The sequence below is a fragment of the Streptomyces sp. NPDC127097 genome, assembly GCF_042724075.1.
Lineage (GTDB): Bacteria > Actinomycetota > Actinomycetes > Streptomycetales > Streptomycetaceae > Streptomyces.
Map to the genome: position 1 here is coordinate 123,282 of NZ_JBHXFI010000007.1, position 23,925 is coordinate 147,206.

Annotated in this window: 22 protein-coding genes and 2 pseudogenes; 10 read left to right on the plus strand and 14 right to left on the minus strand. The window is 71.0% G+C overall.

Going from position 1 to position 23,925, the window contains the following annotated elements:
- Positions 1-176: 176 nt before the first annotated feature.
- A complete protein-coding gene (locus tag ACFWJW_RS08855) occupies positions 177-2,216 on the minus strand; it encodes a M36 family metallopeptidase (protein WP_387236863.1) in 2,040 nt (679 codons plus the stop codon).
- Between the two features lie 20 nt (positions 2,217-2,236).
- Entirely contained in the window at positions 2,237-4,162 is a 1,926-nt protein-coding gene (locus ACFWJW_RS08860; RefSeq protein WP_387236865.1) for a M20/M25/M40 family metallo-hydrolase, read from the minus strand.
- Positions 4,163-4,525: 363 nt separating this feature from the next.
- On the opposite strand from ACFWJW_RS08860, the gene ACFWJW_RS08865 reads away from it, so the two are divergent.
- Both ACFWJW_RS08865 and ACFWJW_RS08870 read left to right on the plus strand, forming a co-directional pair.
- Complete coding sequence (locus ACFWJW_RS08865) at positions 4,526-4,696, plus strand: hypothetical protein (protein WP_387236867.1); 171 nt, start codon at positions 4,526-4,528, stop codon at positions 4,694-4,696.
- A gap of 51 nt (positions 4,697-4,747) precedes the next feature.
- Positions 4,748-5,281 (plus strand): hypothetical protein, encoded by a 534-nt coding sequence (locus tag ACFWJW_RS08870; protein WP_387236868.1) that lies wholly within the window; start codon positions 4,748-4,750, stop codon positions 5,279-5,281.
- Between the two features lie 18 nt (positions 5,282-5,299).
- On the opposite strand, the gene ACFWJW_RS08875 is transcribed toward ACFWJW_RS08870, so the two are convergent.
- Entirely contained in the window at positions 5,300-5,788 is a 489-nt protein-coding gene (locus tag ACFWJW_RS08875) for a hypothetical protein (protein ID WP_387236870.1), read from the minus strand.
- Between the two features lie 182 nt (positions 5,789-5,970).
- Between ACFWJW_RS08875 and ACFWJW_RS08880 the strand changes: the two are divergent.
- The 7 genes and pseudogenes from ACFWJW_RS08880 to ACFWJW_RS08910 all read left to right on the plus strand — a co-directional run.
- Positions 5,971-6,186, plus strand: a pseudogene (locus tag ACFWJW_RS08880) (dienelactone hydrolase family protein); the annotation flags it as partial.
- Positions 6,187-6,359: 173 nt separating this feature from the next.
- Positions 6,360-7,790 (plus strand): FAD-binding oxidoreductase, encoded by a 1,431-nt coding sequence (locus ACFWJW_RS08885; RefSeq protein WP_387236872.1) that lies wholly within the window; start codon positions 6,360-6,362, stop codon positions 7,788-7,790.
- Positions 7,787-8,752, plus strand: coding sequence for a cyclase family protein (locus ACFWJW_RS08890; protein ID WP_387236874.1), 966 nt, complete (start codon positions 7,787-7,789; stop codon positions 8,750-8,752). The genes ACFWJW_RS08885 and ACFWJW_RS08890 overlap by 4 nt, the downstream gene beginning before the upstream one ends.
- Positions 8,753-8,994: 242 nt before the next feature.
- Positions 8,995-11,862 carry a SpoIIE family protein phosphatase gene (locus tag ACFWJW_RS08895; protein ID WP_387236876.1) on the plus strand — a complete coding sequence of 956 codons (2,868 nt, stop codon included), beginning with the start codon at positions 8,995-8,997 and terminating at the stop codon, positions 11,860-11,862.
- A gap of 172 nt (positions 11,863-12,034) precedes the next feature.
- The gene (locus tag ACFWJW_RS08900) at positions 12,035-13,567 is read left to right on the plus strand and encodes a sugar ABC transporter ATP-binding protein (protein ID WP_387236878.1); all 1,533 of its coding nucleotides are present in this window, start codon (positions 12,035-12,037) and stop codon (positions 13,565-13,567) included.
- A 2-nt stretch (positions 13,568-13,569) separates the two neighbouring features.
- The gene (locus ACFWJW_RS08905; protein ID WP_387236879.1) at positions 13,570-14,610 is read left to right on the plus strand and encodes an ABC transporter permease; all 1,041 of its coding nucleotides are present in this window, start codon (positions 13,570-13,572) and stop codon (positions 14,608-14,610) included.
- Positions 14,611-14,648: 38 nt separating this feature from the next.
- Positions 14,649-15,799: pseudogene (locus ACFWJW_RS08910) on the plus strand (substrate-binding domain-containing protein).
- 17 nt (positions 15,800-15,816) lie between these two features.
- On the opposite strand, the gene ACFWJW_RS08915 reads toward ACFWJW_RS08910, so the two are convergent.
- Entirely contained in the window at positions 15,817-16,551 is a 735-nt protein-coding gene (locus ACFWJW_RS08915) for a S1 family peptidase (RefSeq protein ID WP_387236881.1), read from the minus strand.
- Positions 16,552-16,944: 393 nt separating this feature from the next.
- Between ACFWJW_RS08915 and ACFWJW_RS08920 the strand changes: the two genes are divergently transcribed.
- On the plus strand, positions 16,945-17,298 hold the full coding sequence (locus ACFWJW_RS08920) for a beta/gamma crystallin domain-containing protein (RefSeq protein ID WP_387236883.1): 354 nt from the start codon (positions 16,945-16,947) through the stop codon (positions 17,296-17,298).
- 195 nt (positions 17,299-17,493) lie between these two features.
- On the opposite strand, the gene ACFWJW_RS08925 is transcribed toward ACFWJW_RS08920, so the two are convergent.
- From ACFWJW_RS08925 to ACFWJW_RS08970, 10 genes are all read right to left on the minus strand, one after another.
- Positions 17,494-18,819 (minus strand): helix-turn-helix domain-containing protein, encoded by a 1,326-nt coding sequence (locus ACFWJW_RS08925; protein WP_387236885.1) that lies wholly within the window; start codon positions 18,817-18,819, stop codon positions 17,494-17,496.
- Positions 18,820-19,119: 300 nt separating this feature from the next.
- Entirely contained in the window at positions 19,120-19,419 is a 300-nt protein-coding gene (locus ACFWJW_RS08930; RefSeq protein WP_387236887.1) for a gas vesicle protein K, read from the minus strand.
- Between the two features lie 13 nt (positions 19,420-19,432).
- On the minus strand, positions 19,433-19,663 hold the full coding sequence (locus ACFWJW_RS08935) for a gas vesicle protein (RefSeq protein ID WP_387236889.1): 231 nt from the start codon (positions 19,661-19,663) through the stop codon (positions 19,433-19,435).
- Positions 19,664-19,666: 3 nt separating this feature from the next.
- Positions 19,667-20,476: a GvpL/GvpF family gas vesicle protein gene (locus tag ACFWJW_RS08940; protein ID WP_387236891.1), complete on the minus strand. Its 810-nt coding sequence runs from the start codon at positions 20,474-20,476 to the stop codon at positions 19,667-19,669.
- Positions 20,473-20,850, minus strand: a complete 378-nt coding sequence (locus ACFWJW_RS08945; RefSeq protein ID WP_387236893.1) for a gas vesicle protein — start codon at positions 20,848-20,850, stop codon at positions 20,473-20,475. The genes ACFWJW_RS08940 and ACFWJW_RS08945 overlap by 4 nt, the downstream gene beginning before the upstream one ends.
- Positions 20,851-20,907: 57 nt before the next feature.
- Positions 20,908-21,132 (minus strand): gas vesicle protein GvpG, encoded by a 225-nt coding sequence (locus ACFWJW_RS08950; protein WP_387236895.1) that lies wholly within the window; start codon positions 21,130-21,132, stop codon positions 20,908-20,910.
- A gap of 1 nt (position 21,133) precedes the next feature.
- Positions 21,134-21,880: a GvpL/GvpF family gas vesicle protein gene (locus ACFWJW_RS08955; RefSeq protein WP_387236897.1), complete on the minus strand. Its 747-nt coding sequence runs from the start codon at positions 21,878-21,880 to the stop codon at positions 21,134-21,136.
- Between the two features lie 3 nt (positions 21,881-21,883).
- Positions 21,884-22,354: a gas vesicle protein GvpJ gene (gene gvpJ, locus ACFWJW_RS08960; RefSeq protein WP_387236899.1), complete on the minus strand. Its 471-nt coding sequence runs from the start codon at positions 22,352-22,354 to the stop codon at positions 21,884-21,886.
- Between the two features lie 33 nt (positions 22,355-22,387).
- Positions 22,388-22,708 carry a gas vesicle protein gene (locus tag ACFWJW_RS08965; protein WP_387236901.1) on the minus strand — a complete coding sequence of 107 codons (321 nt, stop codon included), beginning with the start codon at positions 22,706-22,708 and terminating at the stop codon, positions 22,388-22,390.
- A 54-nt stretch (positions 22,709-22,762) separates the two neighbouring features.
- On the minus strand, positions 22,763-23,863 hold the full coding sequence (locus ACFWJW_RS08970; RefSeq protein ID WP_387236903.1) for a PP2C family protein-serine/threonine phosphatase: 1,101 nt from the start codon (positions 23,861-23,863) through the stop codon (positions 22,763-22,765).
- Between the last annotated feature and the right edge of the window lie 62 nt (positions 23,864-23,925).

A 23,925-nucleotide genomic window follows, 5' to 3' on the forward strand; every position in this document is an offset into this window, starting at 1 on the left:
GGGCGACGATGATCCCGCAGCCGGACTTCAGCGTGGAGACCGCGCTCGCCAAGATCGCCGCCGAACGGATCTCCGTCCTGGCGCGGCCCGCGCCCCCCCCACCCACCCGGCCGCGGCGCCCCCCCCCCCGGGGGGGGTCCCCCCGCGGCCGGCGTGGAAGAGGACGATGCGTCGTCCTAGTCCTCATGTCCCGCGGGCGGCATCGCGGTGCCACCCCGGCATCCGATGAAGGTGGCGTTCGGGCAGAAGGCGTCGAAGCCCATCTCGAATCGTGCGAAGGCTTCCCAGGCCGCCTTCCGGACCGAGGTGTATTCGGCGCTGGTCAGCAGGCCGCCCTTCATTGCCTTGAAGGCCCGCAGGATGGCGTCGCGCGCGACGAGGAAGGAGGGGTTCTTCGGTGTGAGCTTCATACCGTCGACGACCGCCTGCCACGTCACCCGGTAGCCCCGCTCCTTGTTGTCGAGCGCCTTGGTGACCTTGCGGGTGAGTTCCATGAGTGCCGCGCACCAGATCTCACCGACGTCATGGACTTCCTGGTAGGTCAGATCGCCGTTGCCGGCGCCCGCGACCTCTCCCTGGCCCTTGCCGATGTCGCCGAAGGCGCCGGGGTACTGCGAGTCGTAAGGCCGCTGCCGGATGCCCTGCGACCGGTTGACGACCCAGTTGCCAACTACGGCGCGCTCCTGGGCGTTCGAGAAGTTCCTGGTGGTGAGGGCGAAGTAGTCGCCCCAGCCCTCGCCCATCGCGACCGACTGGTCCTCCTCCAGCCCGTTCGCGTCGAACAGGCCCCCGACGAGACGGTTCGACACCCCGTGGCAGAACTCATGGAGGACGACATCGAAGTCGTCGGCCGTGTGGCGGCCGGTGCCGGTGACCAGGCCCATGTTCATCACGGCTTCCAGGCCGTCCGCCCGGGTGGCCATGTTGGCCGTCCCGGACACCGCTCCCGGGTGCGCGAGGGCCCGGACCGGGTCCGCTCCCTGCCCCAGGCCCGTGACGTTGGTGGTCTGGAAGTTGCCCTGGTCCTCCGTGAAGCCGAGCATCATGAAGAGGTCGTGGGCGAAGTTGCAGAAGTAGAAGATGTTGGTGACGAACTGCTCGGGGCTGTCCTCTACGGGGTCGAAGAGGCTGTTCCCCGCGTCATCCACGATGACCTCAACGGGGCGGCGGGTCGTCCCGTTGAGCGCGCGGACATTGTTGCCCTGCGTCGAGATCTTCCCCTGGTGCGCCTCCGCCCAGGGCAGCGGGAAGCCGGCGGGCAGTCCGCTGGGTACCGTGGTCGGATACCTGTCCGTCGGCAGCGGGAACGGGACGGTGTCAAAGGTGCTCTCGGCCGGGTTGCGCTGGAAGACCCGTCCGGCGACCGCGTGCCGGACCGTGTCGTAGAAGTAGAGGATCTCGGGCTCGTCCGGGTTCTGCGTCCGGTCGTCGGCCTCGACGAAGGCGTGGTACTGGGCGGCGAGTTTCTCCCGCGAGAAGGTGAACATCCAGGTGAGGCGGGCATCGTCACCCATGTACAGGTAGACGAGCCGGGCCGGGATGGCTTCCTCGAACGGCCCCTTGCCGAACGTCATCGGCTGGTCGTTCCGCGCCTGGTGCGACAGCCGCTCGAAGCCTGCCGAGACATCGAGCCGCGGGAGTTCGTCGTCGCCGAAGACTCCGCGGAGTGTGGTCGGCTCGGCGGCCTTCGCGGCTGCCACCCGCAGCGCCACCTCGGCCGGAACGGTCGGCCGGGACGGCAGGTCCGCCGGCGCGCTCACCGTGTCGCCGATGACCCGGTCGACTCTGCCGTCCTCGTGCAGCCACACCTTCGGCGCCATGGCCCACACCTCGATGCCGTTGAGCACCTGCTGGAGGCTCACGACGCGCAGACCCTCGCTCGTCGTCATCACATTCGGGTCGGCCTCGAACTCCGCCGGCTCACCGGCCGCGAAACCGATCGCCTCGGCGACCGAGGTGACGTACTGCTTGGCCTGGGCGATATAGCCGGTGTCGGGCATCGGCACCGACTCGTCCAGGCCGGTGATACGAGGAGCACCGGCCACCCGTAGCTCCGTCAGATGGCCGGTGAAGCGGTTCACCTTGCTGCGGTCCGCCACGAGGGTGTGGTCGACCTCGGCCGCCACGCGTTCGGTGTGGTCGAGGAAGGCGTCGGCTTCGGCGACATTGGCCAAGCGGTCGTAGTTCTTGTTCCGCTTGTCGATCTTTACGCTCATGGCGTGCTCCTTGTGCGGATTCAGAGGCCCGCGAGCGTGAGTGCCGCCGCCGCGACCGTGCGGGCGATCCCGGCGGCGTAGTCCGTGTCGTGGTCCTCGTCGAGGAGGGTGTCGCCCGGCATGTGGTACTGCCGGGTGCCGGTCGCGGGCGCCGTGTCGTCGAAGAAGTTCTCGCAGACGGCGGCGGCTGCCCAACCGCGTTCATGGAAGCTCGCGTGATCGCTCCGTCCGGCGGCCGGGTCGCCGGCACCCGCGAGGGACTGGAGCGAGAAGTCGGCTGCGAGCGCCGGGGCGGCCTGGACGACGAGTCCCCCGAGCGCGTCGGAGGCGCCCACGACCGGGCCGGGGACCGACGAGCCCGTGTGGATCTCCATCGTGCGGGTACCGCCCCGGAAGCCCGCGATCATGTCCATCTGAAGCACACCGACGATCCGGTCTCCGGCCGCGGCCGCCGCCCGCGCATACGCCTTGCTGCCGACCATGCCCTGTTCCTCGGCGTTGAAGAGGACGAAGCGCACCGTCCGCGCCGGTGCCCTGCCGTCGGCGATCATCGCGCTCAGACACTCGGCCGCGGCCAGGACCGCCGCGGTACCGCTCCCGTCGTCGTCGGCACCGGGTGCCGGGTCGCGGGCGGGGTCATAGGGGCGGGGATGGCCGCTGCTGTCGAAGAACTCGCCCCGGTCCGCGGTCGAATCGAGATGTGCGGTGACGAGCACGGCGGAGTCCGCTCCCGCGACGGGGAACTCCGCCTCGACGTTGGAGAGCCGGCGCCCGTGCCACGAGAACTCATGCCGTCTGACCGTGAGGCCGAGGTCATGGAGCCGGCGGGCGAGTGCGCTGACGACGCGGGGGTTGTCCGGGCTCGACGCGTCACGGCTGCGTATCGTCAGCGGTTCGCCCTCGACGAGCGGGTCGACGCCGGAGATACGGGCGACATGGCCGCGCAGGGCGGCGGGGGTGATGGCCGCGCGGACCGCGGCAATGGTCTCCGCGGAGGGCACACCGTTCGCGAACTCATCGGTGAATCCCCGGACTTGGACCTCCCCCGGCCGGGAGAGCAGGGCCGGGTCGGGAAGCAGACGCTCGGTGTGACCGGGTTTCGCCTCCGCGGGGTGCAGCTCTTCCACGGGGGTGCCGGCCGCGGCGGCGATATAGATGCCGCCCGGGGCCGGGCCGAGCGGAACGATGGACGGTTCCGGCTCGTCGAGGGCGCTCGCGAGGAAGCCGAACGCCGCCGCGGCGCGCATGCCGGCTTCCGCCGTTGCCTTGGCGGTCGCCGAGACGTCCGTGAACGCCTCCGGGAGGGAGACCGGGCGGTCGTCGCGGATCAGAAAGGCCGTGGTCTCCACGACCTGTCCCCGGATGTCGGCCGGGAAACCGCCCTGCTCCAGCGCGTTCACCCCTCGGGCGCTCGCCATGACGAGGACGAGCTGGGGGGAGGCCACATGGACCGGAACGACTTCACCGGCGTTCGCGATCGCCTCCAGGTCGGCCAGCGTCCGGTCGGCCGGCACCTCGATTCTCACCCAGAACACCGGGCGGCCCTCGACGGCGGCGAGCGCGAAAACCGGGTGGGCGGCGGCCCGCATCCCGGCTTCGCGGGCGACCGCGCGCTCCTCGGGGGCTTCCCCGACGAAGACGCAGTCATCGGCCGGGACGCCCGCGCTCGCCACCGCGTCGTCGAAGATCCCGCGAGCGGCCTTCGGGCCCCAGTGCAGCAGACTCTCGTCCGTGAAGCGTCCCGCGAAGGCCGCCTGCAAGGCCGCTGCCAGGCGGGCACGCGCGGCCTCCCCGGGCCCCGGGTTCGAAATAATGCCCTTACGCAGCCCCGCCACCGCATCGAGGACCTCGAAGACGCGGGGCCGCGGGCGCAGGGTCAGGGAGTCGTCGGCCCCGATGCTCGCGTCCGCGAGCGTTTCACCGATATCGAAGAACAGCACGGCCATGTCGGCGCCTCCGGAAGAGAGCGCGCGCCCCCATCACGGGGCTCCGCGGTGCCCCGAAGCAAGGCCCCGTATTCGTGGGGCGTGCAAGGCGGGTGGCGGCTGCGGCTGCGTGCGCGCCGCTACGAATTCCCCGCCTCTTCCATTGTCCGCGGGGTGCCGCCCCCGCGCATCCTGAGCGGGAAGCCGACGGCCTGCGCGCCCATGACGGCACTTCCATCTCCCCCATGACACCTGGTCAGGCGCGGCTTCCGGAGACCTCACGGGGAGCGTGCCGGCCTTCACGATCCGCCGAAATGCACTCCCCATGTGCCCATGCAAGTCTGGTACCGGCTCATCGTTCGAGATCCGCCAGGAGGCACGATCGTGGGCAAGAAACAGAGCCGGCAAAACCGCGGCGCCCGCACCGGCGGCCATGATCACGGCACCGTCGCGGAGTCGAAGGGGAAGACGAAGTCAACGGCCCCGCAGGAGCCGGAGCAGTCGATGACGAAGCACGTTGCCCATAAGGCGCAGCGGAAGTTCGGCCATAACTGACGTGCGGCGACCGGCCGCGGCCAAGAGCGAGCGGTCCCATAGGATCGCGGTATGAACCTGTCCGGGAGAGTCTGGGGCGCCACCGGTCCCGAGCAGGTTGCGCGCTATCCCTGCGATGGACTTGTTGAGGTCCCTGCCGAGGGGTGGATCCGGGCCGTTGACGTGGCGGCGCCGGCCGGCCATGTCTTCCGCTGGCTACGGCAGTTGACCATCGCGCCGTACAGCTATGACTGGATCGATTTCCGCGGACGCAAGAGCCCGCACGTTCTTGTCGAGGGGCTGCCGGAGCTCGCCGTGGGGCAGCCGCTCCTCGTCTTCGACATCGCGGCCTTCGAGACCGGCGTCCACCTCACCGGTGTGCTCCCTGCCCAGCTCGCCGAACAGTATGGGCAGATGGCGGTCAGCTACACCGTGCGTCCGCGGGAGGGCGGCGGCTGCCGTCTGGCGGTGAAGGTCGTCACCGAGGCCGACGGAGCGCTCGCCCGGAGAATCCGCCGCAGACTGCTCGCCTGGGGCGATCTCGTCATGATGCGCAAGCAGCTGCTGACCCTCAAGAAGCTGGCCGAACGGGGTGGCGTCGGGTAGGCCGTTGCCCGTATGCGGCTATCGGCCCGGCACCGCCGGTGGCCCCTCGGGCGGGAAATCCTCCCCTTCGTACGCCGCCAGCGCGACCTGGCGCCGCTCCAGCACCTCGCCGAGGTCCTCGGCATCCAGCCGCTCCTTCGCCAGCTTCATCCGGGCCTTGGCCTCCACGGCGGCCCATGCCTGCCGGGCACGTTTGTTGGCCACCCGCCGGCTGTCACCCCGGAGGAAGCCGGCCCCCGCCGCACACCCCGCGGCGGTCAGCGCCACCAACGCCGCGGGGATACGGGCGTCCACCGAGGCCAGACCCGCCGCTCCGGATACGCCGGCCAGGAGCGCCGCCGGGAACCCCAGCGCGATATCGACCTTGGCCCAGAAGTCAGCTCTGCGATGCGCGAGGTCCTTCTGCCGCAGCGCTTCATCACATAACCGCTCCACCTCGGCACGCAGCCGACCGGAGGGCTCGTTCCCGAAGGGTGACACGGGTGGTCCGGCAGAGGGAATGGCCATGCCTGGATTCCAACACAGGGGAAACACAAGGGACTTGTGCGAGCATGCACAGTCTTGCGGGACGTCCGTGGTGGGCTCTCGACAGATCGGCCGGGGCGGGGGCGGGGCCACCTCTCCGGGGACGCGCCGGGTTCCCGTACAGCCGGGCGCCGTGGGACTACGGTGGGGAAATCCGCTGACGTGTCGCCGGCGGCCCGGTGGGCACCGCCGGCTACTGCATGGGCGGCGTGCTCGCGATCCGCACCGCCGCGGCCCACCCCGACCGCATCGGCGCCGCGGCCTCCTTCCACGCCGGCGGGCTGGTCACCGATGCCCAGACGGACACCGCCACGTACAACTCCGAGGCGGATCAGCGCCATTGGCGCAATCTGCTGGACCTCTTCGGCCGCCGGCTCTGACGCACTCCCCCTGTTCGCCGAGATGGTCCACGTTTCAACCGGCCCTGAGCGGCGGCTCCGAGGCGCAGAGCCGCCAACTGGAGCGGGCCATTACACCGTGTTAGCGTGAAGATATCCGTACCAAACGGACAACTTGCCCGCTTTCCTGGCCTCTCCAGAGGGAGATGGTGACCATGGCGCGGGATCCTCTGTTCCACGCATCCGGGGCCGGCACCGGGGCCCGTGGAGGCGCGGGGAGTTCCCCACAGACCGGCGGACGGACGGCGACCGTCCGGAACAACGTGGACTGGGACGGCCTTCGCCGGCGGATGGAGGGGGTGCTGCTGCGGCCGGGCGACGCCGGGTTCGAGAAGGCCAGAAAGCTCTTCAACCCGCTCAATGACGACCGGGTGCCCGCGGCGGTGGCGCAGTGCGCGTCGGTGGCCGATGTCCGCGAGTCGGTGCTGGCGGCCGCGCACCGGGTGCCGCTGGCGGCCCGCAGCGGGGGGCACTCCTATGTCGGTTACTCGGCGCCGCCCGGCGGTCTCACCATTGACCTCCGCCGTCTGTCGACCGTGCAGGTCCGGCCGGACGGCACCGCCTCCATTGGCGCCGGGGCCACCCTGGGCGACATCTACACCGCACTCGGGCAGGCCAACCGCTGCCTGCCCGGTGGCTCCTGTTTCACCGTCGGCATCTCCGGGGTGGCCCTGGGGGGCGGAATCGGTGTGCTGCAACGCAAGTTCGGGCTCACCTGTGACCACCTGGTGTCCGCCGAGGTCGTCACCGCGGACGGCAGGACGCTGACCGCCTCGGCCACCCAGGAGCCGGATCTGTTCTGGGCCCTGCGCGGTGGCGGCGGAGGCAACTTCGGGGTGGTCACGCGGTTCACCTTCGCGACCGACCCGGCTCCGGCACTGACGGTGTTCGTGCTGGACTTCGGGGCGGGGTACGTGAAGAAGGTGCTGGCCGGCTGGCAGCCGTGGATCACGGCCGCGCCCCGCGCGATGTGGGCCAACCTCAATGTGTCGGGCGGGACCAACCCGGGCTGCAAGGTGGCCGGCTGCTTCGTCGGGCCCAGCAGCGCCTGCAATACCCTGCTGAACGACCTGGTCGCGCGCACCGGGGTGCGGCCCACCCAGCGAAGGGTCGAGGACCGCGACTACTTCAAGGCCATGCGCTTCTTCTCCGGCAGTCCCGACCGGCAGTCGTTCGTCGCCTCGTCGCGGATCCTCGCCACGCACACCGCCAACCCGGGCGGTGTCGCCGCCCTGCTCAAGAACCGCCCGGGGATGGCCCTGATCCTCGACGCACTCGGTGGTGCGGTGGCCGATGTCGGCGTCCAGGAGACCGCCTTCCCGCACCGCGAAGCCTTCGCCACCGCGCAGATCTACGCGAGCGCGACGGCGGCGTCCGAAGCCGCGGTGACGCGCGGCGTCGGCCAGGTCGTGGCCGGTCTCGCCGACCTGGGCATCAAGGACGGCTACGTGAACTACATCGACCCGGACCTCCCCGACTGGGGCACGGCCTACTACGGCCCGAACCTGTCCCGGCTGCGCTCGGTCGCGCACGCCTACGACCCGGACAAGGTCTTCGACTTCCCGCAAGCGGTCACCCGGGCGTGAGCGGCGACCCCGGCGACGCACCGGCTCCCCCGTCGGCCACCACCGGCGAGGAGGCCGTGTCCCGCCCGGAGTTCGACGCGCTGTTCGCGGCGGTCCGTACCTGGGGCCGCTGGGCCGCCGCTGACCGCGGCGCCTGGAACCGGGTGACGCCGGAGCATGTACGGCGGGCCGCCTCGCTGGTCCGGTCCGGCACGCTGGTCCCGATGGCGCGCCCCTGGGACACCGCGCCCGGCCCGGACAACAGCAAGCCCGCCCTGCACTACATGTCCGACCTCGGGGATGTCGAGCCGCCAGAACCCGCCACGCACAAGGACTTCATCGCCGTCGACTACCACGGCAAGGCCGTCAGTCATCTGGACGCACTGTCCCATGTCGCCTATCGCGGGCAGCTCTACGGGGGCCGTGCGGCGCAGGAGTGCATCGACGCCGGAGGGGCGCGGTTCGGTGCCGTGTCCGCGCTGGGGCCGCTGGTGACCAGGGGCGTGCTCGTCGATCTGCCCACCGTGCTCGGGGTTCCCTGGCTGGAGCCCGGACGGGCGGTGCACGCGGCGGACCTCCTCGCCGCGGAGCAGGCGCTGGAGGTGACGATCGGCGAGGGCGACGCGGTGCTGCTCCGGTCCGGCGCGCTCCGCCGCCGTCAGGAACGGGGCGCCTGGAACACCGGCGCGGCGAGCGCGGGCCTGCATGTGGACGCCGTGCCCCTGCTGGCCGAGCGCGGTATCGCGCTGCTCGGCGGCGACGGCGACAGTGACGCACGGCCCTCGCCGGTCGACGGTCTGCACTCCCCGGTGCATGCGCTCGCGGTCGTCGCGATGGGGGTGCCGCTCCTGGACAACCTCGACCTGGAGGCGCTCTCCGCCGCGAGCGCCGAGACGGGCCGTTACGAGTTCCTACTCCTGGTAGCTCCCCTGAACATCCCCGGCGGCACCGGCTCGCCCGTCAGTCCGGTCGCGGTCCTGTGACGACCGGCGGGTTCCGGACCGCATCCCGGGCAACCGGCTGGAGTGCAGGTCACGGCCATGATCACCGCGCTGTCCGGCGGTACTCTCCGCCCGTCGGGCCGCACGGCCGGGTTCCGGGAGGCGCCCGCGGCGACGGCTCCGCTCCGGGCCCGTGATCGGTACCGCCAGAAGTGCAAAGCTCTACAATGAGATCAAATGGGACAGCTGCTCCGACGTACGGGTGGCCATGGCGGCATGCACCCATGTGGGAAGTGATTGGGATGGGGCTGGCGGGAGAGGACCACGGTCCCGCACGCGCCCGTGAGCAGTTCCTTCGTGGTGGATCGGTCGAGGGAGCGGTCCGGAGCCCGATCCTGGATTCGTGGCAGCGCTCCCGGTCACTGGGGCTGACACCGGACGGCTGCGAACTCCCCTACAGCCAGGACCTCGATCTGGACGGCCGGCTGGTGCGCGCCGCGGTGCCCGTGCTGGACCGGCTGGAGAGTCGGTTCGCGGGCCGGAACATGAATGTGTCGCTCGCCGACGGGCGCGGCGCGGTGCTACAGCGCCGCTTCGGCGAACCCTCCCTGGTGCGGCACCTGGCCGCGATCCAGAGCGTCCCGGGCTTCGTGTTCGCCGAGCGGTTCGGCGGGACGAACGGGATCGGGCTGGCGCTCGCGGAACGGCAGCTGATCAATGTGTACGGGGCCGAGCACTTCGCCGAACGCTCGCAGTCCAACGCCTGCGCGGCAATTCCCGTCCGGGACCTGCTCAGTGGGCGTATCGAAGGCGTGCTCTGCCTCGGCTATCCGCTCACCGACGTGGACGCCAGGCTGAATACCGTGATCCGCAAGGCCGCCGGCGTCATCGAACGGCGGCTGCTGGAGCAGAGTTCGACGCGGGAGCGGGCGTTGCTGGAGGCGTACCTCGAAGCCAGGCGCCACGCGCCGAGCGACGATACGAGCGGCAACGGGGAGCTGGGCGAGCTCACCGAGAGCGATCTGGACTGGCGGGACCAGATGATCCTGAAGGAGAGGGCCACCGAACTGATCGCCTCGGCCCAGCGGGCCGCCGTCGAGGTGTCGCTGCCCGGCGGCCGACGGGTCACGTTGCTGAGCCGCCCCGTGACGAGCGCCTCCGGGGTGGAGGGGATCGTCATCGAAGCGGTCCTCCCCTCGGCCCACCGGCGCCTTGCCGTACCCGCCGACGCCGGGACACCCCCCGCCAGCCTGGCGGCCGCCACCCCGCTTCCCGAGCAGCTTCCCGGCCTCGGCTCCGGCCCGGCGGTGGTGACCGCCCGCAGGCCCGGCACACCCGACGCCGCCGACGCCGCCGACCACACCGCATCCGACGCCGCGGCCGGTGGGCTGGTGCTGCTGGGCGAGCCGGAGGTGGGGAAGTACGCCGTGGCGGCGCGGCGCCGTCTGGAGCTGCTGTCGGAGGCCAGCACCCGCATCGGCACCACTCTGGACGTGAGCCGGACCGCCCAGGAGCTCGCCGAGATGGCCGTACCGCGCCTGGCCGACTTCGTCACCATCGACCTGCCCGAGGCGGTGCTGCGCGGCGAGGAGCCGACCGACCCGCGCTCCGGCCTGCACCGCACGGTCGTCCACGGCATCCGCGACGACTGCCCCTTCTACCCGGCCGGCGAGCCGGTCGCGCTCCGCCCGACCACGCCCCAGCTCCGCTGTCTGGCCGCCGGGGAGCCGGTCCTGGAGCCCGATCTGCGGGCCGCCACCGGGTGGATCGGACAGGATCCCGGGCACGCCCAGCGGCTCCTCGACCACCACGTCCACTCGCTCATCGCCGTCCCCCTCCTCGCCCGTGGCATCGCCCTGGGCGTGGCGAGCTTCTACCGCTCGACCGATCCGGCCCCGTTCGGCGACGACGACCGTTCGCTGGCCCAGGAACTCGCCACCCGCGCGGCCATCTGCATTGACAACGCCCGCCGTTACACCCGCGAGCACACCATGGTCCTGGCGTTGCAGCGCAGCCTGCTGCCGCACAGCTTCCCCGAACAGAACGCCGTCGAGGTCGCCCACCGCTACATTCCCGCCGCGTCCGGGGCCGGCGGAGACTGGTTCGATGTCATTCCGCTCTCCGGCACCCGTATCGCCCTTATCGTCGGGGATGTCGTCGGTCACGGGATGCATGCGGCCGCCACCATGGGCCGGCTGCGCATCGCCGCGCGCAACTTCGCCGAACTGGACCTGGGCCCGGACGAGGTCCTCACCCACCTCGACAATCTCGTGGGCCGCCTCGACCGGGACGAGGACACCGCGGAAGCCCCCGCCGCCGGCCCCGGCATCATCGGCGCCACCTGTCTGTACGCCATCTACGACCCCACCTCCCAGCAGTGTGTGATGGCCCGGTCCGGCCACCCCCCGCCCGCGATCGTCCACCCCGACGGCACGGTGACCTTCCCCGACCTCCCCGCGGGCCCTCCGCTGGGCCTGGGCGGGCTCCCGTTCGAAACCGCCGCGTTCCACCTCCCCGAGGGCAGCCAGCTCGTCCTCTACACCGACGGGCTCCTCCAGGACCGCCACCGTGACGTCGACGCGGCGCTCGACCGGCTGCGCCAAGCCGTCGCGCACCCCAGCCGCTCGCCCGAGGACACCTGCGAGGCCGTAGTCCGGACCGTGGTGCCCCCGCACCCCACCGACGACATCGCCCTGCTCGTCGCCCGCACCCACGCCCTGGCCCCCCAGCGGATCGCCACCTGGGACGTGCCCGCCGACCCCGCCCGGGTCGCCGGCATCCGCGCGGCCGTGACCCGCCGGCTGGCCGAATGGGGGCTGGACGACGTCGTCTTCGCCACCGAACTCCTGCTCAGCGAGCTGGTCACCAACGCCATCCGTTACGGCACCGAGCCCATCCAGGTACGCCTGCTCCACGACCGCACGCTGATCTGCGAGGTCTCCGACGCCAGCAGCACCGCCCCGCATCTGCGCCGGGCGGCCACCACCGACGAGGGCGGCCGCGGGCTGTTCCTCGTCGCGCAGCTCACTCAGGCATGGGGCACCCGCTACACGGCCGACGGCAAAATCATCTGGGCCGAGTGCGCCCTGGAGGCTCCCGGCGGAAGGCCCGGCACCGCCGAGGTCTGCTTCGACGACATTCCCGCCATCTGACAGTCCATCCGGCATCGAGGCCGAAGCGGGCCTTAGCATGACGGAAATATGGCGACCGGGCCGGTAATGCACCGTCAGGACCGCACGCCCCGGCACCCGCACCACCGCGAAGCGCCCCGCAGCAGTGTCCTGTCCGTCGGGAAGAACCACGAGGCCGACCCCGGAGAAGTCCGTGCACGACGCTCCTGACCGCACCCCCCGCCCACGCCACGGCCCGGAGCCTCTCGTCCGCATACGCGGCCTGTGCAAGCACTTCGGCGGCACCCTCGCGCTGGACGCGGTCGACCTCGATCTCCATTCCGGCAGCATCCTCGCCCTGCTCGGCCCCAACGGTGCCGGGAAGTCCACCCTCATCAAGGTGCTCGCCGGCGTCCACCACGCGGACGCGGGCGAGGTGACCGTGGCCGGGCACCCGCTGGGCACCGAAGCCGCCTCCCGCACCATGTCCTTCATCCACCAGGACCTGGGGCTGGTCGAGTGGATGACGGTCGCCGAGAACATCGCCCTGGGCACCGGCTACCCACGCCGCGCCGGGCTGCTGTCCTGGCGCCGGACCCGCGCCCGGTGCGCCGAGGCCCTGGGCATCGTCGCCGCGCATCTCGACCCCGGCACCGTCCTCGCCGACCTCCCGCGCGCCGAACGCTCCTTGGTGGCCATCGCCCGCGCACTGGCCACCCGGGCCGAGCTGATCGTCCTCGACGAGCCGACCGCCAGCCTCCCGGCAGCGGACTGCGCCCGGCTCTTCGAGGTGCTGCACACCCTGCGCGACCAGGGCCACGCCCTCGTCTTCGTCACCCACCGGCTCGACGAGGTGTACAAGGCCGCCGATGTGTTCGCCGTCCTCCGCGACGGCCGCCTCATCAGCCAGGGCCCGCTCGCCGGCCACAGCCCGGCCCGGCTGGTGCACGACATCGTGGGCCAGGAACCGGTCGGCTACCGTTTCGCCCCCGCCACGGGGCCGGCCGTCCTGAGCCTCGACGGCGTACGGACCGAGAACACCGCACCGGTCAGCCTGGAACTGCGCGGCGGGGAGATCCTCGGCATGGTGGGCCTCACCGGCGCCGGCCACCGGGAACTGGGCCGCGCCCTGGCCGGCGCCCGGCCGGTCATCGACGGCCGGGTCCGGCTCAACGGCCGGCCGTACGCCCCGGGCTCGGTCACCGACGCGGTCGCCGCCGGCGTCGGCTTGGTGACCGGCGACCGTCAGGAAGAGGGCTGCGCCGCGGAACTGACCGTACGGGAGAACTTCCTGGCCAACCCGCGGGCCGGCGGGCTGCCGGCCTGGCACTGGATCAGCCCCCGGCGCGAGCGGGCCGAGGCCACCACCCTGGCCGAGCGGTTCTCGGTGTATCCCCGGGACAGCGAGGCACCGATCGCCACCCTGTCCGGGGGCAACCAGCAGAAGGTCATGGTCGGCCGGTGGCTGCGGATGCCGCGCAGTCTGCTGATCCTCGAAGAGCCGACCGCCGGGGTGGACGTCGGCGCCAAAACGGCGGTCTACCGGCTGCTCCGGGACGCGCTGGCCGACGGGCTCGCCGTGCTGCTCCTGTCCACCGACTTCGAGGAGGTCGCCGATGTGTGCCATCGCGCCCTGGTGTTCGTCCGCGGGGCGGTGACGGAGGAGCTGAGCGGCAAGGCCCTCACGGTCGCCGAGCTCGCCCGCGCCTCGTCGGCCATGTCCGCGCTCACCGGGGAGACGAGCTGATCATGACGCCCTCCCCGCATTCCCCGCCGGTCCGCCGGCTGGGGCACCTCGTCGGCGCCTACGGCCTCCTGGCCCTCACCGCCCTGTTGTTCCTGGCCTTCTCCCTCGCCCTGCCGGACACCTTTCCCACCCTGGACAACATCTCCGAGATCCTGTCCAACCAGTCGATCCCCGCCCTCCTCGCGCTCGGCGCGATGCTCCCCATCGTCACCGGCAATTTCGACCTGTCCATCGGCTACGGCCTCGGCCTCGCGCATGTGATGACGATGCAGCTGCTCGCGCATGCGGCGTGGCCCTGGCCGCTCGTCTGCCTCGTGGTGGTCGCCGGCGGGGCGGTCGTCGGCACCTTCAACGGCATCGTGGTCGAATTCGCGAAGATCAACTCCTTTATCGCCACCCTCGGCACCGGCAGCATGCTGTACGCCCTCACCGGCTGGATCACCAACGGGGCCCGCATCATCCCCGGCCCGCAGGGACTGCCGGCCGCCTTCACCGACCTCTACGACTCCAGGTTCCTCGGCCTGCCGGTCTCCGCCTTCTACGTCCTCGCCCTGACCGCCGTGCTGTGGCTGCTCCTGGAACGGCTGCCCCTCGGCCGGTATCTGTACGTCATCGGCTCCAACCCCCGCGCCGCCGATCTGCTGGGCATCCCCTCCCGGCGCTACGTGGTCCATGCGTTCGCCGGATCGGGCCTGGTCGTCGGCGTCGCCGGGGTCCTGCTCGCGGCGCAGCAGCGCATCGGCAACCCCAGTGTCGGCCTGGACTATCTGCTGCCCGCGTTCGTCGGTGCGCTGCTCGGCTCGACCGCGATCAAACCCGGCCGCCCGAACGCGCTGGGCACTCTGGTCGCGGTCGTCATCCTCGCCATCGGCCTCGCCGGCATCGGCCAGTTCGGCGCCCAGTTCTGGGTCACCCCGCTGTTCAACGGCGCCACCCTGCTCCTCGCCGTCGGCATGGCCGGCTACGCCGCGCGCCGACAGCTGCGCCACCGACGGGCGGAGCCACCCCGCGCCCGTAAGGACCTGCGGAAAGTCACCTCGTGACAGGCCATCACCATGTCGTCCCTCCGCGAGGAGCGCCCGTGCACCCGCACCGCAAGACCGCCCTGGGCCTCACCGTCGCCGTGGCGGTGGTGGCCGCTGCCCTCGCCGGCTGCGAGCGCGGCACCTCGACCGGTGGCGGGCCCTCCGCCCCAGGTCCGACGACGGCCGGCTGCCCCGCCGTACTGGCCGGTGCCCGGGCGGCCGTGCAACGGGCCATGAAGACCAACCCTGCATGGCACGGCCCCACCCGCGGCCCCCGGGCGGTGCCCGGCAAAGCATCGTCTTTGTCGCCCAGACCATGACCAACCCCGGTGTGGCCGGTGCGGCCAAAGGCGTGCGGGAGGCGGCGAAGGCGCTCGGCTGGAACGTCCGGGTGATCGATGGCCAGGGCACCCCCGCCGGGATCCAGGCGGCCTTCAGCCAGGCCCTCGCCCTGCGGCCCGCGGGCATCGTGATCGGCGGCTTCGACCCCAAGCTGACCTCGCAGCAGGTCGCCAAGGCCAACGCCCGGCACATTCCGCTCGTCGGCTGGCATGCGGTCGACTCCCCCGGCCCGAGCAAGGACCCCGAGCTGTTCAGCAACATCACCACCAGGGTCCAGGACGTGGCGAAAGTCAGCGCGGACTGGGTCATCACGCACTCCCACGGCCGCGCCGGAGTCGTCGTGTTCACGGACGCCTCGATCCCGTTCGCCAGAAACAAATCCGAACTGATCAAGAAGGGGCTGGCCGGCTGCGCCGGTGTGCGGCTGCTGGCGGAGGAGAACATCCCGATCCCGGACACCAGCAGCCGGACGCCCCAGCAGGTCTCCTCGCTGCTCTCCCGCTTCGGGGACCGGTGGACGTACTCCGTCGCCATCAACGATGTGTACTTCGCCGACGCCGCACCGGCGCTGCGCGCGGCGGGCAAGAAGGGCGCCGGCACCCCCTTCAACATCGGTGCGGGCGACGGCGATCCCTCCGCCTTCCAGCGCATCGACAGCCGGCAGTTCCAGGCAGCCACCGTTCCCGAGCCGCTCTCCCAGCAGGGCTGGCAGATCCTCGACGAATTCAACCGCGCCTTCTCCGGCGAGCCCCCCAGTGGCTATGTCGCCCCCGTCCACATCTCCACGGCCGCCAACAGCGGCGGGGCCACGACCTGGGACCCGCCCGGCTACCGTGCGGCGTACCTGAACATCTGGGGCACGTAAGCCCGGCGCGGTCTGTTTTATCGCCGGGTGACCGAGCGGATCCAGGCGAGTTGCTGGGAGATCTCCCCGGCCTGAGCGACCGTCTCCCGGTCAGAGCCGTTGAAGACACCGAGGAGGGTTTCGGCGCCGCTCGGGGCGATGCTCATCACCGGGCCTCCGGAGTCGCCGCCGGCTGGTATTCCGGACACCTTTTCCATGCAGAAGTCCGGGCCGCCCGGGGCGGTGTAGCCCTTGCAACGGGGGTCGTCCGGCCGTACGACCCGCAGGTCCGACTGCTTGAGCACGGGCGACTGGCAGGAATTCTCGTCCTCGGTGCAGGTGGCACCCCACCCGAATTGCCGTACGACCTGGCCGCGGTGGACTCCGGCCGTGGCCAACGGCGCCGTGCGGATCTTCATCGGCGCGACCTTGATGAGCATCATGTCGGCGTGCGCGCTTCCCACGCGCCTGCCGGGGAGCGGGTGGACCGTGGTGCCCTTCCGCATGTCGAGGCTGCCGACCCGGAACGAGATCCGCTTGTCGGCGACCGGCTGCGCCTGCTCGTAGAAACAGTGCGAGGCGCTGAGGATCCACTGCTGTGTCACCGCCGTCCCGGTGCATACCGGTTCACCGTCGATGAGCATGCGCACCGCCCACGGGCCGTAGGTGCTCTTCGACCCGCCGATGACGGCGGAGGCCGGCGCGGACGACATCACCGAGGCCGTCACCAGCAGTAAGGCGGTCAGCAGCAACACACGAACTCTAGGCATCATCCCGACGGTTCCTCTCCTAGGGGCATGGGCCGTACCACGTGGTGAGACACCCCGCCGCGCCAGAAGGTTCCGAATGATCTGGACGAAATCGGCCCAGTTATTCCCTTTTGAATTCACGCACCACCGGCCCCCCGCTTCCGCGTCGGCCTCCCTCGCCACCGGCTCTCTTCCTCCCGCTTCCCCCTGGCTGATGCGTCCCGTTCCCGTGTCCCAGGCGGCCTGCGTATCCCCAGGTCGTGGCCCATTTCTGCGTCCCGGCGTCCCGAACTGCCCGGCTGTCGTTGTGGCTGGGACGGATCACCCCACACGCTCGGATCACCGGAGCACCCCATCGACGCCACCCCCGGTGGTGCGAAGGGAGCTCCCGGTTCCGCATCGAAGCAAGGAGAAATTGTGATCTCGAGAACGAAGAAGGTAGCGCGGTCCGTGGCCGTGGCCTTCGCCGCAGCCGCCGCGTTCACCGTGACCGTCCCGACCGGCAACGCTTTCGCCATCGACAAGGTCCCCTGCCGCGGCGGGGAGAACTTCCTGAAGATCTGGTCCCACAGCGGCGGGCGTCAGAGCGTGGACTGCTACGCGAACGCGGGGAAGATCTCCTTCGGCGGGTGGTGGGTCGACAAGATCTCCACCGGGAACAACGACTTAATCTATTACGACGAGAACGGCGACTCGGTGAAGATCGAACGGTGGCACGAGATCACCTTCCCGAACCGCCCGCCGAAGGTCAGCGACATCGAGATCCTGTGACGAGTTGACGACGAGTCAACGGGATGGCAGTGGTCCGGGGACGGCCGCTCTTGGCTGAGTTTCCCTTCCTGAATACCGCCGCTTCCCGGCCGGGCGTCGGCTTTTCCGCAGCGTGAATCCGCCCGCACCCGGCTCACCGAGGCCGGCCACGTCCTTCCGGGCGTGGCCGGCATTTCCCTGCGCGGCGGCCGATGGCTACCCCTCCCGCTTGATCCACTCTCTGCCGCCCAACGGGTAGTCGTAGCCGGGGCGGCCGACGTCGGCGCTGGTGCGGAACGGGGCGCCACGGTTGTCGATGTGCACGGTGCCGTGGCGGTTTCCGCTGGACCAGTCCAGGGCGAGGTCCCAGCGGACGTCGTGCGCCTTGGTGTGGGCGGTGACATAGAAGACCTCTGGGTCGGACTCGCTGATCTTGTACGGGAAGTCGCGCTGGCCGTTCTTGACGGAGACGGTGGGGCTGCCGTTGTCGAGGTCGATGTCGAATGACTTGGTCTCGACGTTGCCGCCGCATCCGACGCCCATCGAGTAGTCGTTCCAGGCGAGCGGGGCGCCCTTCGCGACGACGCGTACGTGCAGGGCTTCCAGGACGACGGTCTCTTTCCCGGTGCCCTGCACGGTGAGCGCGACCCGCTGCTCCCCCGAGGAGGCCGCTCCGTACGCGGCGGCCCAGCGGGGCGCGTCCCGCTCGGGAGCGGGCGGGCCGACCTCTTCGGGCTGCCTGTCGACCAGGAAGTGCTGACTGCACGGGCTGTCGTAGACGTACGGGCGGGTGGCGACGTTGACCCGGACACCGTCGGCGCGCTCGCCGTCGCCCTCGCCGTCGGGGGCGGAGGACTCTGACGCCGAGGCGGAGGGTCTGCCGGTCTTCGCGCTCCGAGACGGAGAAGGAGCGTCCGACGCCCGCCCCTTGTCGTGTGCACGGGCGGTACCGGTGCTGCCGGGAGTGCCGGTGCCGGCTCCGTCGGTCCCGGCGGACTTCTGCCCGCTGCCGTCGCCTCCGGAGGACGGCAGATTCACGGCCAGCACGACGACTCCCAGGGCGGCTGCCGCGGCGACGGAGGCGATGAGCGTGGAGCGGCGCCGACGGGGCCGGACGGCAGCGAACCGGACGGCGCCGCCGACAGCCGGTTCATCAGTTCCGCCGGTCTCACCGGGACCGCGGGCCTCGCCGGGATCGCCGGCCTCGCCGCGTTCCAGGCCCTCGTCGGCCCCGGCACCGCGCACCACCACCACCCCACCCGGCCCTGGCCGCTTGCGCCCCCGCGCCGCATCCGCCAGAATCCACCGCCGGTGCAGCTCGATCAGTTCCTCGGGGGTGGCCCGGCACACCCGCGCGAGCCGCTCGGCCGGCGCGTATTCGGTCGGCACCGCGCTGCCGCGGCAGTAGCGGTGCAGCGTCGATGTGCTCATGTGCAGCCGCTTGGCGAGCGTCCCGTAGCTCAGCCCCGAGCGTTCCTTCAACTCGCGTAACAGCTCCGCGAACGCGTCCGCGTCCTCGGCAGCCCCCATCGCCCCAGACATCGTTGTTCCCCTTCCCCGCCTGACCCGGCGCGTCCCATTCCCGCGTTCCAGGCCCTTAGATGTCCCCCGGCCGAAGTCCGTTCTGTGTTCCGGCATCCCCAACTGCCCAATATTCGTGGCGGCTGGGACGAATCACCCCCGCAATCTCCGTTCATCCAAGCACCACACCGGGGGGCTCCTTCAACATCACGCTGCGCATGTTCTGGCCCCGTCCCAAAGCCCTGGAGCGCACCTGGCACCCGCCGGCTCTCTGCCGCATCGGCCGACCAGGCGGGAGTTGACGAGGGCGGTCCGGCGTCCTCAGTCGCGCGGCAGCAGGGACCCCAGCGGCCCCAGGTCGAGGTTGAGATCTTCAAGGCGCAGATCGTGCTGCTCGCACAGCTCGGTCATCCGTGCTTCGAGATGCATCAGGGTCTCCCCGATGTGTTCCACCTGCTCATCGCTGAGGTCGCCCTGCTCCACGCGGCGAATGGCCTGACGTTCCATCAACTGCCGCAGCAGCTCCACCACGGTGAGCACCAGAGAGACCAGATCGCGGCCCATCTGCTCACGGTCGAGGTCGACTCTGCTCTCCGGCGTACCCGGCCTTCCTCCGGTCATCGCGGGCCTCCGGTCACAGCGGGCCTCCGTCCGACCACGGCGCGGGGACGCGTTCGTTGACCGAGGACAGCAGTGCGTGCAGGGAGAGCCGGACCAGCGGCACATCGGCGATGGCGATGACCAGGTCGCCGCTGACCACGACCCCGGTGGACAGGACGCGGTCCAGGAGGTCGACCAGCGGTACCCCGATCGGCCCGGCGAGCGGGCCCGGGGTGTCCCAGGGGACGGGCTTATGAGCGGACACCGCTCACACCTCCCCGGCGAAGGAGTACGGCACCCAGGGGCCGGATACCTCGACCTCCGCGCCGGTACGGAGCCGCAAGAGCTCCACCGCATCGAGAAGTTGCTTCTCGCGCACGGTCGTCACCAGGTAGGCGGCGTTGAGCACTTGCAGCCGGTGCCGCTCCCCCGTCATCTCCTGGGTGTGCGGGCGGAGCCGGCGGGTGGCGGTGGCCAGGCGGCTCAGGACGGCATCGATGTCCTCGGCGGTCCGCAGCGCCCGGTCGTGGTGCTGCTCGCGCGCCCGGTGCAGCCCGCGCTTCCGTTCCAGGTAGGCACGGCCCGCCCCGCCGGATGGTCCGCCGCCGTTCCGGGGAGGTGCCGGTGGCGTGCTCCGCGCTGCCTCGGGCACGGTCGCCGGGAGACTGACCTTCACCCCCCATTCGGCGTGGCCCTCGATCCGGGCGAGCGCTGCGGCGAAACGGTCCCGGTCCGCGCCAAGGGCCTGTTGTGCCCGCTCGTCCCCGCGGTAGAGGGTGGCGAGTGCCAGCGGCACCGCCGGCCCGCAGGCGGCGGCCGCGGTCACCACCTCGTGGTGCGCGCGGGCGCAGCGCTCCAGTTCCGCACGGTCCGACAGCCGCTGCTGCCAGGCGTCCTCGGTGAACCCGTCGGCCGGTACGTGCTGGACGACCGCGGTGAGGGGGCCGAGCGGCAGCGTGCGCACGGGAAAGCCGGCGGCGAGGCCCGCGAGTCCGCTGAGAACGGCCGGGTCCAGCCGGCGGCACACCGCGTAGACATAGGTCGCGGTCTCAGGGGCGTCGGGCTGCTCCCTCGTCATGACCCCGCCTTCTCCTTCGTCCGAGCCTTGTCCTTCGTACCGGAGGTGGACGCATCGCCGTCGCCGGCGGACTCCAGCGCCTCCAGCCGCTCGCGCAACCGGTCGTTCTCCTCCCGCAGTTCACTCCGCGCCGCCTTGGAGCTGAGCGCCGGATCGGTCTCCCACCAGTCGATCCCGGCCTTTCTGGCCGTCTCCACCGAGGCGACGAACAGCCGCAGCCTGATGGTGAGCAGCTCGATGTCCAGCAGATCGATCTTGATGTCCCCGGCGATGACGATGCCCTTGTCGAGGACGCGTTCAAGGATGTCGGCGAGGTTCGCGGTGCTGGGACCGTTGGCAGGAGGAGCGGCCGGTCGGTGGTCGACATCGGTCACGGGGGCACTCCTTCCTCTTCGTGGCGTACCGGGCGGGCGGTGGCTCCGGAGCGCCGGTCAGCTCTCGTACAGCAGGTCGAGCAGTTGGTCCTCTTCCCGCTCGAACGCCGCTTTGCTGAGGTGCCCGGCCTCGTACTCCTGGTTCAGCGCGGCGAGCCGGGCGCGGATGACGGAGGGGTCGTGCAGCTCGCGGTCGGCCGCCCGGGCGAGTTGGTCGGCCACCCACACCACTCCCCGCACCGGGGCGAGCGGCAGGGTGAGCACTCCGCTGATCAGCCCCATGTCAGCCGCCGGCTCTTCCCGCGAGCACCTGCGGCTCCAGGAAGCTGTAGCAGGGCAGCGGACCCGCCACGCGCAGGGCGACGCGCTCGCGCCGGTCCTGGGCCAGGCGCTCCGCCTCCGCGGCGAATTCGGCACTGTCGCTCCGGTCCACCAGGAACGACATATTGACCTGGCACCCGGATACCTCCGGCCCCGGACGGACCGCATGGGCCCAGGGCTTCAGCTCACGCACGATTTCCTGACCGGCTTCGGCGGCCCGGCGGGACAGCGCGGTCGCCACCGCTTCTCCCAGCCGCATATTGGCCTCGTAGCTCGGCCGTCGGTGCACCTCTTCGCGCAGCCCGCGGATGGTGGCGTCCCCTTTGACGAGCGCGGCGAGCGAGTCGTCGGCCGGCATCGCCTTGACATTGATCTCGACCCGGCCCGCGAGGCTTTCCAGCGCCGCCAGATGGCGTTCTTCGTCGTCGGCCAGCTGACGGCGGATCACCGTCTCGTCCGGCGCCACCATGCCGAATCGCATGGGCAGGACGGGCCCGCGTTCGGACAGGGCCAGCAGCAGCTCCTGATGGGCCAGCAGGTCGCGACGGCGGGCCCGCAGCTTCGGCGGCGCCTGGCTCACGACCGCGGCGACCCGTCCCTCCGCGATCTTCTCCACGACGCCGGGGGGATCCCCGACTCCGCCCACATGCGAGGGCAACGGGCGATCGGTCCGGATGATGCCGTAAACGTAGATACCGTCGTCCGTCACGGGTCATTCCTCCTCTGCGCGCCGCCGACGGGAAGCGGCTCCGGACCGGGCGGAACTGCGCCGCCGCCGCTGCGGCTGCGCTTCCTCGTCCGCATCGTCATCCCCGTCATCGTCCTTGCCCACCGCCGAACGGACGGTTTCGCCCACGGATTTGGCGGCGTCTTTCACCTTGCGCTTTCCGATGCCTTTGGCGGCCTGGCCGCTGAAGAGTTCGGGCACGGTGACACTTCCCGAATCCCGTTCCAGATCCAGCCGATTGCACGCCTCCGCGAACCGCAGATAGGTATCCACGCTGGCGACCACGATGCGGGCATCAATCTTCAGAATCTCGATTCCCACCAGGGACACCCGTATGAACACATCGATGACCATCCCGCGGTCCAGGATGAGCTCCATCACGTCGTACAACGTGCCGGCCCGCGGCGGACAGGGAATTACCTCTCCGGACAGGCCGGTATAGGTCGTCATGCTCATCTGGGGTGCCCTTTCAGCTGGTCGGGACGGCGCTCACTGATCGGCCGCACCTCGTCGATAGCGGTGGGTCCGGTAGTACTCGCGCAGTTCGCCCTCGTCGTCGAGCCGTACCTCGTACGTGGCGAGAAGGCTCGTGGTGTCCGGGATCCGCGCCAGTTCCAGCACATCCACCACGACACACCAGCCGTCGTCGGTCCGCCGTACCGCCGAAACCCCTTCGGTCCGGTGGCTGATCACGCTCTGAAGCAATTCGGCGGCGCGCTGCGCCACCTCCGCCGGAGTGTTCTCCGGCGTGGATTTCCGTTTACGGGCAGCCGTGGACGACCGGGCCCGCGTGCGGGATTGCTCTGCCATACCCCAAGTCTCATCGCCTCCCCGCCCCGCGCATCCTGAGCGGGCCCAATCTGATCAGGCGTCGTGGGAAAGGTGGCGCCGGGTGACGGCCAGGATGGCCATGTCGTCCTCGTGGTCGCCCTCGGTCCAGCGGCCGACATCCTTGGTCACGGCCTCCACCAGCGCCTCGGGTTCCGTGAACCGCCGGCCCAGGCGCCCCGAGTACACCGGGTCGTAGAAGGTGCCCCGCTTGTCCCGCGCCTCGGTGACCCCGTCCGTGATCAGCAGCAGCGAGGCTCCCGGGGGCAGTCGCACCCCGTCGACCGGCACGGAGGCCGCCGGTGTGAGGTCGCCCAGCCCCACCCCGAGGGGCAGCTGAGGGGTGGTCGGGTCGAGCCGTACGAGCTGCCCGCCGTGCACCAGATACGGGGGTGGATGCCCGCGGTTCACCAGGCTCAGCATCTCGCCGTCGGCGGAGACCTCGGCCAGTACGGCGGTGGTGAAGCCCTCACTGGAGATCACCGGCCCGCTCCGGGCCGCCGCCCTGGCCAGCGCCTCGTCCAATCGCTGCCCCAGCGTGTTCAGGCTGGGAGCGTATTCGGCCTCCTGCCGGAACGCACCGAGCGCGACCGATACCGCGGCAACGGCCTTGATTCCTTTGCCCCGCACATCGCCGATGATCATCCGTACCCCGAACGGCGTCTCCTGCACCGCGTAGAAGTCACCGCCGATCCGCGCCTCGGCCTGCGCCGCGGTGTACCCGGCGGCCACGGCCAGCGGCCCGGCCTCCTTCGGCGGGTCCGGGAGCACCGCCCGCTGCACCGCCTCCGCGACATCCCTGGCCAGCGCCAGATCGCGGCCCTGCCGCACGATGAGCCGGTTGACCCCGAGCGCCAGCACCCCGATCAGACCGACCACGGCCAGATCGACCAGCAGCGGCGTCGCCGGACGTCCCCGCTCGATGTCCAGGGCCACCGAGACCACACAGGTGACACACACGACGGCGAGCGCGGACCGAAAGGTGAGCGTGGCCCCGGCGACGAGCGGCGCGGCGGCCAGCAGCGGGAGCCCCATATACGGCTCGGGCGCGAAAAGGTTCAGCAGGACGCCGACCAGGAGGGCCAGCGCCGCGAGTATCCAGGGCACCTTCGCCAGCGTGGGTTGCAGGCCATTCACAGCGCATCTCCTGCTGCCGGACCGCGCCCGCGACGCGGCGGCCGGCGGACGGTGTGCCGCAC